Consider the following 12,627-nt stretch of genomic DNA (forward strand, 5'->3'; position numbering starts at 1 on the left):
GAGCAGTGCTCGGCCGGGGTGCGCCCTCGGGCTTTCAATCGGCGGCGGGAAGCGGAGCTGCAGGGCTGACTAGCCCCTCGGAGCGGAGCTCGCGCCAGAAGTCCGCCGGGATGGCTTCCTCGAGCGCAGCGCGATCCTCGGCGATGCGGCCCGGGCGGCTCGCGCCGGGGATGACGGCTGCGACCACCGGATTGGCGAGCGCGAACTGCAGGCCGGCCGCTTTCATGCCGATGCCATAGCGGTCTGCGATCGCTTTGATCCGCGCCACCTTCTTGAGGATTTCGGGAGGCGCCGGCGCATATTCGAAGTTCGGACCGCCAACGAGCGCGCCAGAACTGTAGGGGCCGCCGAGGACGATCGCGAGCTCATGCTCCGCGACCACCGGCATCACCCGCTGCAGCGCCCTTGCGTGGTCGAGCAGCGTGTATCGGCCCGCGAGCAGGAAGCCGTCGGGTCGCGGCTCGTCCAGCGCGAGCAGCAGCTCGATCGGCTCGACCCGGTTGACACCGAGTCCCCACGCCTTGATCACGCCCTCGTCGCGCAGCCGGTCGAGCGCTCTAAAGGCGCCCTTGCGGGCGCTTTCGAACACCGAGAGCCACTCGTCGCCGTAGAAATCCTGTGCAACGTCGTGCACGAAAGCGACGTCGATGTGGGAGGTAGCGAGCCGCTTCAGACTGTCCTCGATCGAGCGCAACGTTCCGTCCCGGGAATAGTCGTTCACGATCCTGTTCGGGCGTCCGTATCTGAAGACGCCGCCTTTCTCGCCGAGGTCGCGGGCATCGACATCCTCGATCTCGTCCAGGATAAGGCGGCCGACCTTGGTACTGACGACATAGTCGCTCCGCGGCCGGCCGGCGAGCGCGGCGCCGATGCGGATCTCGGCAAGCCCTGCGCCATAGAACGGCGCGGTGTCGAAATAACGGATGCCGTCCTCCCAGGCTGCATTCACCGTCGCGAGCGCTTCCCGCTCCGGGATGTCGCGGAACATGTTTCCGAGCGGCGCTGCGCCGAACCCCAGTTTTCCCGGCAGAATATCCTTGAGGGCCATGTTGCGAGTCCTTGTCTCCGACAGGCGAGTCCGTCCGTGTGCGGCGCGGCCGATCTCACTCGGTCGCGGATGGATCTGCGCTTCTGATGAACGCCGCGACTTCGCGCGGATGCGACGGCATCACCGCGTGGCTGCTTTTCAGCTCCGCCACCTTCGCGCCCGAGCGCTTGGCCATCGTGCGCTGTGCCGTCGGCGGGATCATGTGATCCTCGCTCGTCACCATGTAATAGGTCGGCTTCGCCTTCCACGCCACGCGATCGACCTTCGTCTGCACCGCCTGCAATCCCCAGGGCAGTTGCCTGGCGCTCATGAAGCGGGTCGTGGCCGCGTCGACATCGGCCGCGAAAGAGGTGGGGAATTTTGCGCGGTCGACGAGGAGATAATTGCCCTCGGTGACCAGCGGAGCTTTGTGCTCGCCGGCGGGCACTGGGGCGTCCGCCAGCGTGCTGACGGACTCTCCCGCGTCGGGAGCAAATGCCGCGAGATAGACGAGGCTGCGAACCTTCGGATTGTCGCCGGCTTCCGTGATGACCATTCCACCATAGGAATGCCCGACGAGAATGACCGGATGCCGCGCCTTGGCGATCACGCGCTCGGTCTCCGCGACGTCGTCTCGAAGCGTGATCGTCGGTTGCTGGACGACGAGCACCTCATATCCCGCGTCCGAGAGGATGTCGTAGGTGTCCTTCCAGCCCGAGCCATCGACGAAGGCGCCGTGCACCAGAACAATCGACACGGTCCTCTCGGCCGCGACCGCGGGGATGGCGGTTGCGATCGACAATGTAGCAAGCGCGGCGACAAGCGGCTTCATACCAGGCTCCTATCCTCGATACGGCGACATTGCCGTTGATGCGCGCCTTTCACTAGCGCGTGCCCGCATTGCGGTATTTCCGATTCCTGCGCGATGACGCACGCATCTTGCTCAGGCGCCACGAGATCAGCTTTTCGAAGCCGAATGCGTACCGCTGTAAGCCTTTGCGTTAGCTGGCTTTTACCTCTTTTAACCGCGCCGCCTCTGGACTTCGCTGACGCAGCTTGTGAGTAATTCGCAATCGGCGTGGCAGCGACCGGGGCTGCAATTCACCACCGGATGGAATGATCGCTCGCGCGATACGGGGCCGGGATTCGCCGCAACGAAGCGGAGGTCGTGATGGCGCTCGCGACGCATGGAGATCAGAAGTACAAGAACAGCGAGAAGCTCGCGGAGGCCAATGATTGGCCGGGGCTGAGCATCGAGCATCGCAAGTTCGAGGCGGGCCGTCAGGCAACGCCCGTTCCCATCTGCACCGAGCTCGTCATGCTGCTGTCGGGCGGCGGGATGGTGTGCCGCGTCGGCAACGGCGAAGTCCAGAAAAGCCTCGCCCGGCCGGGGATGAGTTATCTCGTGCCCGTGGGGACGCAGGAGAGCCATCTCGAGCTTTCCGACCGGATGGAATGTCTTCATCTCTATCTGCCGCCGGCGCTGCTCGATCACAGCGCACTTGCGGATTTCGACATCGATCCGGCAAAGGTCGAGATCGCCTACGCTCACGGTCTGGCCGACCAGGTGCTCTTCCACATCTGCTCGCCGCTTCGCGATCTGCTCCATCGCCCGCGCCAGCCGACCGACTCGCTGTTCGTCGAGGGGATCCAGGTCGCCCTCGCGGCGCATCTTCTGGGGAATTACACGATCGACCGTTGGCGCGCGCCCGACAAGTCGCCGGCGCTCGACCCGCGGCGTCTCCAGCGCGTGCTGGACTATATCGACGCTTCTCTCGGCAACGATGTCAGGCTCGAGGATCTGGCGGCTCAGGCCTGCCTCAGCCCCTATCATTTCTCCCGTCTGTTTCGCGAAGCGACCGGACTGTCACCGCACCGTTACGTCACCGATCGCCGCGTCCACGCCGCGCGACAGGAGCTCGCGCGTGATCGCCTGTCGCTGGTCGAGATTGCCCTGGAGTTCGGTTTCGGCTCGCAGGCCAATTTCACGCGCGTATTCCGCAAGGCCGCAAATCTCACGCCGGGACAGTATCGCGAATTGTGCTGCGGCCAGGCCGAGCTGAAATCCGATCGCGTCGAAAAGCCATTCCGCACGGATTGCGCATGATCCAGCAGGATTCGGGAATACGGCTCACCGTGCATCGGGCAGTGCTGTTGCAGCGACCAGATAGGCGAGAGGATATATCGACATGATCGAGCTGACGGTGAACGGGATCAAGCGCCAGGTCGACGTCGTTCCCGAGATGCCTCTGTTGTGGGTGCTGCGTGACGAGCTCGGCGTCACCAGTGCCAAATACGGCTGCGGGGTCGCGCAATGCGGTGCCTGCACCGTTCACATTGACGGCAAGGCGGTGCGGTCCTGCCAGTCCCATATCGGCGAGGTCGCAGGCAAATCGGTCGTCACGCTCGAAGGCCTGCACAACAAGGACCAAAATCCAGTCCTGCAGGCCTGGATCGCGCATCAGGTGCCGCAATGCGGCTACTGCCAGACCGGCCAGATCATGCAGGCCATCTCGCTTCTTGCATCGATCCCCCAACCGACGGACGAGCAGATCAATCAGGTGATGTCCGGCAATCTCTGTCGCTGCGGCACCTATCCGCGGATTCGTGCGGCGATCCATGCGGCTGCGGCCAACAAGATGGCGGAGAAGTGAGATGAGCCACATGCACGCCTTTTCGCGTCGGGCTTTCGTTTTCGGCTCTGCCGCCGTCGCCGGAGGCATCGCTTTCGGTGCCTATAGTCGGGCCGAAGCGGCCGCGCCGAGCGCTGATGGCAATCCGCTGGCCGCCGGCCTCGGCCCGAATTCGGTGACCTTCAATCCATGGGTCGAGATCAGCCCCGAAAAGATCACGCTGATCGCGCAACACGCCGATATCGGCCAGGGTGTCGGCTCGGTGCAGCCGATCATGATCGCCGAAGAGATGGACCTCGACCCCGGCCAGTTCGAGATCCGGTTCGCTGATCCAAGCCCCGCCTATTTCAACACCGGTTTCGCCGACGAGTTCGCGCCGTTCGTGGCCGCGGATCAAAGCCCGGCTGCGGAGGAAGCGCGCGCGGCCACGCTCGAATGGTTGCGCAAGTCCGGCCTGCAAATGACGGGTGGATCGAGCACGATTCCGGACACGTATCACAAGCTGCGTGTTGCCGGTGCGGTCGCGCGCGAGACGCTCAAGGCGGCTGCGGCCAAACGTTCGGGTGTCGCGATGGCCGACCTTCGGACTCAATCAGGCCACGTGATCCTGCCCAACGGGACCAAGATCGCCTATGTCGCACTCGCGGCGGAGGCATCGAAAATTCCGCCGGTGCTCGATGCGCAGCCGCGCGATCCGTCTAACTGGCGTATGCTCGGCAAACCGATGATGCGGCTCGACGTCCGCGCGAAGGTGATGGGCGAGCTGAAGTTCGGCATCGACCTGAAAACGGACGGCATGCTCTACGCTTCCGTCAAGCTGAACCCCAGCAAGGGGCAGCCGCTGAAATCGTACGACGCCAGCAAGGCGCAGTCGATGCCGGGGGTCAAGAAGATCCTCGAAATCAACAACGGCGTCGCGGTGATCGCCACGAACAGCTGGTACGCGATGAAGGCGGTCGACGCCATCGCTTGCGAGTGGGCGCCTTCGGTCTATCCCGCCGAGCAGGCCGACCATTGGAAGGTTCTGGAATCGTCGTTCAAGCCTGAGTTCCTCGGCAAGGAGTGGCGGAAGATCGGCGATATCGACACCGGTCTGAAGACCGGCAGGCTCGTCCAAGCCGAATATCGCGCACCCTATGTGGCGCATCAGCCGCTCGAGCCGCTGAACGGGATCGGTCTCGTCACCGACAAGGGCATGGAGATCTGGGTTGGCCATCAGAGCCCACGCTTCGTACAATATGTCGCCGCGACCGCAATCGGCCTCAAGCCGGAACAGATCACCTTCCATAATCAGTGGACCGGCGGAAGCTTTGGACACCGTCTGGAGTATGAGAACGTCCGCGTGCTCGCCGAGATCGCCAATCAGATGAAGGGCACGCCGATCAAGCTTGTGTTCTCGCGCGAAGAGGATTTCCTCCAGGACATTCCGCGGCAGATCGCACTCGCGCGGCACCGCGGCAGCGTCGACAGGAGCAAGATTGTCGCTGCCGACCTGCAACTGGCCTCGACGGCGCCGCTCAAGGGGCTGCTCGAGCGTTCAGGCACGCCCTCGAAGGATCCCGACGGACAATTGGCTGCCGGCCTGTGGAACGTCTACTACGACATCCCCAACTTCCGGGCCACCAGCTACGAGGCGCAGGGCTTGTCGCCAAGCACCACATGGCGCTCGGTCGGCGCTTCGACATCCGGTTTCTTCACCGAGAGCTTCATCGACGAATTAATCCACGCGGCGGGTCTTGATCCGATGAAGGCGCGCATCGCGATGTGCACCGTGCCGCATTATCGCAAGGTGCTAGAGACCGTCGCGGAGATGTCGGACTGGAAGGGGCCGCTCGGCAACGGCAGGGGCCGCGGCGTCGCCTTCGTCGAGTCGTTCGGGACACCGGTCGCCGAGGTCGTCGAGGTGACGGCGACGGACCGCGGCATCAGGATCGACAAGGTCTGGGTCGCGGTGGACGTCGGCAAGGTCGTCGATCCCGTCAATTTCGAGAACCAGGTCCAGGGCGGGGTCGTCTGGGGTCTTGGCCATGCCATCAATTGCGAGCTCACCTACGCCAAGGGCGCCGTGCAGCAGACCAACTATAATCACCATGAGGCGATGCGGATCTACCAATGCCCGGTCATCGAAGTTCGCGGGCTCGAGAATGATCCGAAGGTGAGGGGCGTCGGAGAGCCGCCGGTCCCTCCCGCGGCGCCTGCGCTCGCCAATGCGATCTTCGCAGCGACCGGAAGACGCATCCGCGAAATGCCCTTCAACAAGTTCATCGATTTCGTGTGAGACGCGCCATGCAGAGATCTCTGATCGTGTTCGTCTTGGCAGCTTCAGCTGTCGCGGCCCTTACCGGGATCGTCGCGGCCAAGGACGAGGCCGCCAAGGACGTGCTGCCGCCCGGCAGCGTCAGCCGCGCCGAGGGACTGGAGGCGTGGAAGCGGATTGAGGCCGTCGTGACACATCCACGGTGTGCCAACTGCCATGTCGATGCCAAAGCCATACCGATCTGGACGCCGGCCGGCGAAACCAAGCCCCGCCCGCATGGCATGAACATCCACGGCGGCGAGAGCCGCATTGGCACGGAAGCGATCCCGTGCTCGACCTGTCACATGACCTCCACCCAGGCGAACGAGCCGGCGCCGGCGCCGCCGCGCGCCGGCATCGACTGGCAGCTCGCCCCGGTGGCTTTCATCTGGTTCGGCAAGAGCGGTGCCGAGATCTGCGCGCAGATGAAAGATCCCAAGCGCAATGGCGGTCGCGACGCCGCCGGTCTCGTCGGGCACTTGCGGCACGATGCCTCGCTGAGCGGCTTCATCCCGCGCGGCTGGGCGCCCGGAGCCGGCCGCTCGACGCCGCCGGGCACCTTCGAGGATCACGTCAAGGACATGGCGATGTGGGGGGCGGCCGGACAGCCTTGCCCCGACTGACCAGTGCGATGCCAACGCGGGCAAACGGGGGGAACTGAGACCTTCAATGGCGTCGGACCGGCTGCCGCGAAGAAAACGTAGGCTACAGAGCCTGTGAATTTCCGCTGAGCTTAGGAGCCGACAACGAAGGTGAACGACAGCCGCTCCGAGCGGCCCCTGATGCGTCGGCGGTGGGTTCAAAGGCTGCCTTGGCCAGCCCCGATTTCGCTGGTTGGCTCGCCTCCAAAACGCTTTATCGACCTCTCATCTCAATGGCAACCAGGAGCTTCATATAGGCGCTGCCGGCCTCACGCCCGCATCGCCTCCAGCAATCCGGCTACGCCCATGATCGTCATCACGCGCTTCATGTTGTAGGCGAGCACGGTGAGCGCCATCTCAGTGGTCGCATTGATCGCATTGGGCGGTCTCCTCCTTAAGCTTCTCGATCTTGTCCTTCAACCTCGCAACTTTCGCCTCTGGCACTGCATCGCCGCGCCGATCGGCGGTCTCGAGCTGCGAGAGAGCCGAGCTATCCAGATCGAGCCCGTCGACGAACACATCAACCGCACGCACCGGATTGTCCTCGGCCATGTAGTCGTCGAGCAGCGCGGGGAACAACGTGCTCTGCCCGCGATCAATCCCTTTCCACGAATCCTGCCATCACTCGTCCCCGCCGATTCATTGGAGAATAACAGCAGAGGCTGAGTTTTCACACGGCCTGGGCCACCACCGAACTTGCGCCCGTGTATCCGCGTCCCCATAAAAGGCCACCGGATGGCTGTTTTGGCCCCGGCCTTTACTGATTATGTAATCGGCACCAACTGCGATTTGAGCGAAAGAAACAGCGACCGCCCAGACGTCTTGCGGCCTAAAGAGACGATGCCGCCCGCGCAGTAAAGTCCGCCACGACGTCCGGCTGAGAAAGCATGGGGACGTGCGAACTTTCCAACACGAGAGTCTCGGCCTTCATCCGCTTTGCGGAGTCGCGCTCTACAGCGGGAGGAATTGTCTCGTCCTGCGCTGCGACAATGTACCAGTTCGGTTTGGAGTGCCATGCGGCCGCGGTGATCTTGTCACCGAAGCACTTCACCGCAAGTGGGCCCTGCGTCGCGTACACGATGTCGGCCTCGTCTGACGGGACATCCTGTACGAAATGCCTGCGAACACCCTCGAGTGTCAACGCGACATAACCATCGCCGTACGGCTTGATCTCGGCCGCGCCTGGCGCTGCCGGATAATCCTTCCACCAATCGGAGAACGACTGACCGTTGTCCGGCGCGCCAGCCGCGATGTAAACAAGTCCCTTTACCTGAGGATGGTTGCCGGCTTCCGTGATGACGGCGCCGCCCCATGAGTGGCCCACGAGGAGAACCGGACCTTCCTGCATTCCGATGACCCGGTAAGCGGCTGTGACATCGTCCGCCAACGAGCTTAGCGGATTTTGAACCGCGATTGCCTTTAAACCACGAATCGTGAGCAGTGGAATAATTTTTGCCCAGCAAGAACCGTCGGCAAAAGCGCCATGGACGAGAACGATGGATTGATTGCCATGTGCCTAATCCTTGGTGTCAGCTCTTATTTTGCGAGAACGATGGTGTGTCGTTCGTGTGCGCCTTCCGGCCCCTTGCCCCACCTATCCTTCAGATCACTCCGACCGGACTTGTAAGGTGCCCTTTCGCTGCTCCTTTCTTCCATTTAAGCACCGAAGGCGCTCGACCGCTGGTCAAAAGAAGTTAAAATCGCTAGGTTAAAAGGCAGCCGCAAAAGGCAATCACGGTTGGTCGATGCAAAACCAGACGCGGACAATGGGAAAGCTAGAGGGCCGCGTCGGTGTGTTCACCGGCTGGGAGGCGCGAGGAGCAACTGAACGTCGGATCGATGCGGTCTTTTAGGCCGCTCTGCCATCTCCGGAGCTTGCAAGCTTAGCAAGCAGGTCGCTTGTGACGAGTAGATCCCTCGTCTGGAAACCTTCGGTAAATTCGTCGTAGATCGGCAGCAGTATCTTGCGGGCATCATCCCTTCGCGACCGGGCGCACCAGAGCTTCGCGAGATCATTCGCTGCGCGCAAACGCCATGACAACGCACCGATGTCCCGGGCAAGCTCGATCGATTCCATGAGGCTTGCCTCAGCTTCACTTGTCTGACCCCGGGCCTTGAGAATAGACGCATGAACGCGAATGACTTCTGGAAGGCACCAACCTTCGTTCCGCGCTCGGGCAGTATTTACTGCGGTCAGGATTATTGTTTCGGCTTCGCCGAGCCGTCCACCACGGGCAAGAGCATCTGCCAGAACACTGAGGTAATAGGGCATCCGCACTAGGTAATTAACATTGCGGAACTCCTCGATCGCTTCCTTAAGGGAATCAATCGTGTCCGACGAAGCGCCGCCTTTCTCGTGCGCTAAAGCAGCGCGATAAAAACTGGCAATCGGCCGTCTTGTGATTAGTCCCTGCCTCTCGACATGTTCGGCGAGCAATTCGACGTATTTATCACATTCCTCGTAACGCCCGCACCAATAGAAAACTGGGCATGAGTATGTAAGCGCGTTATTCAGCGAAAGGTGATGGTGGCCCGGACGGGCACGCTCAAAGGCGGCAACGGCCGTACGGCTGGCAGAGTCTGGCAAGCCCCTCAACCACAGTACCTGAGATAGCGCGCATTCCAACAGAATGACAATGTCGGCCAAGTACCGAACGCTATACGAACGGTTAAAATATCGTAGATCGCGCTGCTGGAGGGTTTCGAGCCGCTGCTGGGCGTCTTGAAGACGACCGAGAAAGAGATCGGCTATGCCTAAGTGAACTTCGCCTTCGGGAAGAATCGAAGGATCATCCGCTGCGGCTACCGAGGCGAACGTCTTAATTGTGCGTATTCCAGAGTCGTACTCACCCGTAAAGAGTTCAAATGCCGCAATCAACATCAGGCAACGATGACGATAATCGGTGTCACCAATCCGATTTGCGATCTCCGATGCTCGCCGCAAGGCAGCCATGGCCGCCGGCTTCAGACCACGCGTGATCATCGTGGAGGCTCCGAGCCACAGCTTGAACTTCATCTCGAATGCCGTCCCGGCGAGCCCCGCGGCATCGAGTTCCTCGACCGCCCGTGAAACATGGACGTGGCATTCCTGGATGAGCGAAAAATGATTCCAGAGCAGCAGGCCTGCAACGGTCAATCGAATTCGCAGTGACCGATTTGCCTCGTCCCGACCGACCCAGGCCAGCGCAACACGCAGATCGTCGACAACGTGGCGGTAGGCGGCGCCCCATTCGTGGGCTGGACGCTGCGACCACTCGCTTGCGGCCTGCTCTAGCACCGCACATACATATTCCGCATGACGGCAGCGGACCGCCTGATCCTCACCGCTGATCCGCAGGCGCTCCGCGCAATAGGCGCGTGTTGTTTCCAAGAGGCGGTAGGTGACCAAGTCGGCATTCGTATCCATCGCCAGCAGCGACTTCGCGGCAAGCTTGGCGAGTGTATCCATTGCCTCAGCGGGCCTTCCGTTCGACACGGCGGCTGCCCCATCGACACTAAAAACACCCGCGAACACGGAGATTTCACACAGCAATGCGGCCTCACACTCGGAAAGGAGGCTGTAGCTCCAGTCGAGTGTCGCCAGGAGCGACTGCTGTCTCTGAGGCGCGCCAGGAGGGCCAAGATTGAGGAGGCGGAAACTCTCGTCCAGCATCTGCAGGATGCGTGCCGGCGAGAAGGCGGCCGTTTGTGTTGCGGCGAGCTCGATGGCGAGCGCGTTGCCATCAAGCCGACGGCAGATTTCCGCCACCGCCGGGGCGTCGGCATCAGTTAGCCGATATCCCGACCGCTCGGTTGCGCGCGTGGCAAACAACTCGACCGCGGGAAACTTGCAAGCCTCGTCTGCTGCGGGACTTTCGCTGGGATCGCATTCTAGTCCGCGGATGCGATGTATCCGCTCGGCGCCGCTGAGCCCGAGGGGCTCGCGACTCGTTGTGACAATGCGCACACCATCGAGGTAGCGCGCAAGCCGATCAACTGCAGTAACGACGGCAGGAAGTAGGTGCTCGCAATTGTCGAACAGGAGGACCTTTTCCTGCAGCTTCAAAGCATGCAGGACGCTCGACAGCGGGTCCCCGCCCGTTACGCCAAGTCCGAGCGCGTAGGCGATCGCCGTAGGCACGAACTGCGGGTCGCTGATTTTCGCAAGGTCCACGAACGTAGCACCGTGGGCGCGCCGACGAGCCGCTTCGTGAGCTGCCGCTACAGCGACCGTCGTCTTGCCGACACCGCCGGTCCCCACAACCGATACGATCTTCGATGCATTTATATCGTGCAGAATTGCATCAATAACACTCGTCCTGCCGAAGATGCGCGTTACTGCCATCGGGAGACCTTGCCCCCCCGTCGCCGCTCCAGCTGAGATCCATCCTTCGGCTGCCTGGACCTTCGCGATAAATCGGTAGCCACGCCCGGTTACAGTCGCGATGTACTTGGCCGGCTCGGGCCCATCGCCGAGTGCCCGTCGCAGGGCATTCATGTTGACCTTAAGATTTGCTTCTTCGACAATTGTGTTCGGCCAGACACGCGCGAACAGCTCCTGCTTGCTCACAATTTCGCCTGGCCGCTCGACCAGTGCCGTCAAGATGTCTAGCGCGCGGCCCCCGATCCGGACTGGTACTTCTCCGTTGAGTAGCAATTGGCGTTCGGGAAGAAGGAGAAACGGCCCAAAGCCGAAAGATCGTGCAGTTCGTTCTCCGCAGTCACCCGTCACGAACAGCTCCTTCTAAGAGCCTGACCGAAAAAAGGAGTGAGTGATTTCGATAGGCTGTGATTCCTTCGGATTTGCGAAGATTCGAGGGAGGGCACGATGCCGTGGACCGAAATCACTCGTATCCAGTATCAGCGCAGAGGACTGCGTTACGCAAGCGATCTGACCGATGCGGAGTGGGCGCTGATTGCCCGGAAGATGCCGCGCCGTCGACGCCTCGGGCGACCCCGGCAGGTCGATTTGCGCGAGGTCGTACAGGCGATTTTCTATATCCTGTCCACCGGCTGCCAGTGGCGAGCTCTGCCGAGCGAGTTCCCGCCGTACTCGACGGTTCAGGGCTATTTTTATGCGTGGCGAGATAGCGGCAGGTGGCACAGGATCGTTCGAGCTTTGGTGCGCAAAGCGCGGCAGGAACTTGGGCGCAAGCCGACCCCGACGGCTGCCGTCATTGACAGTCAAACCGCTTCGACGACGCAGTTTGGCGGCCCACGCGGCTTCGATCCTGGCAAGCGCCTCCACGGACGCAAGCGGCACATCGTCACCGATACCGAGGGCCTTCTGCTGGCAGTCCACGTTCATCCCGCCAACGTTCAAGATGTCCATGGTGCCGTCCCTCTTCTGGAGGGCTTGCGAGAGCGCTTTCCCAGACTTCAGCACGTCTTTGCTGATCGGGTTTATCGCGGCAAACCACTGATCGAGGCACTGTCCCATTGCGGCCAATGGACCATCGAGATCGTCCAGCGGCCGCCTGGCGTCAAAGGCTTCCAGCTTTTGCCCCGACGCTGGGTGGTCGAGCGCACCTTTGCCTGGCTCGGCAGATGCCGTCGTCTCGCCAGGGACTTCGAGGGCTCCTCCGCCGCCGAAGTCGCATGGCTTCTCGTTGCCCATCTCAGGCTCCTAACCCGACGCCTCGCCAGGCCACAGAAGGCCTTTTGAGTCAGACTCTAAGGAGATCGGAACAAGTACAGCATGCCAGAAAAAGAGGGCGGTCACATCGACAATATAATATACGCTGTTTTGTCTTTGCTTGCTCCAAAGTCCGCTACGGGTGTGCGCCGTGACAAGGCGGCGCTTTCCAGTGGGTGCAAGTCCCACCCGGCAAACGCTCCAGCCGGAAGCAATCGGAGCAGTCATGGAGGTAACGAAGTGGCTGAAGCCTTCGATTAGCGTGTCACGAATTGGTGACAGCGCGAGTGTGCAGGCCGTAACGCGAGTGAACGCCGAGCAAGCCTCGAAAAGGACGATGCGCAGGCCGACCCGATGACCCTTTCGGGGAAGGCTGATACGGCTGGGGCGAAGTGAGCGAAGCAATACCTCCAGTC

10 protein-coding genes are annotated in these 12,627 nt (G+C 61.9%); 5 read left to right on the forward strand and 5 right to left on the reverse strand.

Annotated features, from left to right (window positions below):
* Positions 1-34: 34 nt before the first annotated feature.
* A complete protein-coding gene (locus tag YY7_RS0118090) occupies positions 35-1,048 on the reverse strand; it encodes an aldo/keto reductase (protein WP_028164476.1) in 1,014 nt (337 codons plus the stop codon).
* 55 nt (positions 1,049-1,103) lie between these two features.
* A complete protein-coding gene (locus tag YY7_RS0118095) occupies positions 1,104-1,859 on the reverse strand; it encodes an alpha/beta fold hydrolase (RefSeq protein WP_028164477.1) in 756 nt (251 codons plus the stop codon).
* 339 nt (positions 1,860-2,198) lie between these two features.
* Here YY7_RS0118095 and YY7_RS0118100 point away from each other — a divergent pair, with 339 nt between their 5' ends.
* From YY7_RS0118100 to YY7_RS0118115, 4 genes are all read left to right on the forward strand, one after another.
* Positions 2,199-3,134: a helix-turn-helix domain-containing protein gene (locus tag YY7_RS0118100; RefSeq protein WP_028164478.1), complete on the forward strand. Its 936-nt coding sequence runs from the start codon at positions 2,199-2,201 to the stop codon at positions 3,132-3,134.
* A gap of 82 nt (positions 3,135-3,216) precedes the next feature.
* The gene (locus YY7_RS0118105; protein ID WP_155255225.1) at positions 3,217-3,681 is read left to right on the forward strand and encodes a (2Fe-2S)-binding protein; all 465 of its coding nucleotides are present in this window, start codon (positions 3,217-3,219) and stop codon (positions 3,679-3,681) included.
* Position 3,682: 1 nt separating this feature from the next.
* A complete protein-coding gene (locus YY7_RS0118110; protein WP_028164480.1) occupies positions 3,683-5,938 on the forward strand; it encodes a xanthine dehydrogenase family protein molybdopterin-binding subunit in 2,256 nt (751 codons plus the stop codon).
* An 8-nt stretch (positions 5,939-5,946) separates the two neighbouring features.
* Positions 5,947-6,579: a hypothetical protein gene (locus YY7_RS0118115; RefSeq protein ID WP_028164481.1), complete on the forward strand. Its 633-nt coding sequence runs from the start codon at positions 5,947-5,949 to the stop codon at positions 6,577-6,579.
* Positions 6,580-6,954: 375 nt separating this feature from the next.
* Here the strand turns inward: YY7_RS0118115 and YY7_RS52010 are convergent, their stop codons facing one another.
* The 3 genes from YY7_RS52010 to YY7_RS0118135 all read right to left on the reverse strand — a co-directional run bounded on the left by YY7_RS52010 (position 6,955) and on the right by YY7_RS0118135 (position 11,308).
* On the reverse strand, positions 6,955-7,176 hold the full coding sequence (locus tag YY7_RS52010; RefSeq protein WP_035690408.1) for a hypothetical protein: 222 nt from the start codon (positions 7,174-7,176) through the stop codon (positions 6,955-6,957).
* A gap of 250 nt (positions 7,177-7,426) precedes the next feature.
* Positions 7,427-8,095 (reverse strand): alpha/beta fold hydrolase, encoded by a 669-nt coding sequence (locus tag YY7_RS0118130; protein ID WP_028164482.1) that lies wholly within the window; start codon positions 8,093-8,095, stop codon positions 7,427-7,429.
* A gap of 351 nt (positions 8,096-8,446) precedes the next feature.
* Entirely contained in the window at positions 8,447-11,308 is a 2,862-nt protein-coding gene (locus YY7_RS0118135; RefSeq protein WP_028164483.1) for a winged helix-turn-helix domain-containing protein, read from the reverse strand.
* A gap of 96 nt (positions 11,309-11,404) precedes the next feature.
* On the opposite strand from YY7_RS0118135, the gene YY7_RS0118140 reads away from it, so the two are divergent.
* On the forward strand, positions 11,405-12,241 hold the full coding sequence (locus YY7_RS0118140; RefSeq protein ID WP_028164484.1) for an IS5 family transposase: 837 nt from the start codon (positions 11,405-11,407) through the stop codon (positions 12,239-12,241).
* The last annotated feature ends 386 nt before the right edge of the window (positions 12,242-12,627 follow it).

This window comes from Bradyrhizobium elkanii WSM2783 (genome assembly GCF_000472865.1).
Taxonomy (GTDB): Bacteria; Pseudomonadota; Alphaproteobacteria; order Rhizobiales; family Xanthobacteraceae; genus Bradyrhizobium; species Bradyrhizobium elkanii_A.

Coding starts and splice junctions, on each gene's coding strand:
- YY7_RS0118090 (WP_028164476.1), bottom strand. CDS start 1,048: ATGGCCCTCAAGGATATTCTGCCGGGAAAACTGGGGTTCGGCGCAGCG.
- YY7_RS0118100 (WP_028164478.1), top strand. CDS start 2,199: ATGGCGCTCGCGACGCATGGAGATCAGAAGTACAAGAACAGCGAGAAG.
- YY7_RS0118110 (WP_028164480.1), top strand. CDS start 3,683: ATGAGCCACATGCACGCCTTTTCGCGTCGGGCTTTCGTTTTCGGCTCT.
- YY7_RS0118095 (WP_028164477.1), bottom strand. CDS start 1,859: ATGAAGCCGCTTGTCGCCGCGCTTGCTACATTGTCGATCGCAACCGCC.
- YY7_RS0118105 (WP_155255225.1), top strand. CDS start 3,217: ATGATCGAGCTGACGGTGAACGGGATCAAGCGCCAGGTCGACGTCGTT.
- YY7_RS0118115 (WP_028164481.1), top strand. CDS start 5,947: ATGCAGAGATCTCTGATCGTGTTCGTCTTGGCAGCTTCAGCTGTCGCG.
- YY7_RS0118140 (WP_028164484.1), top strand. CDS start 11,405: ATGCCGTGGACCGAAATCACTCGTATCCAGTATCAGCGCAGAGGACTG.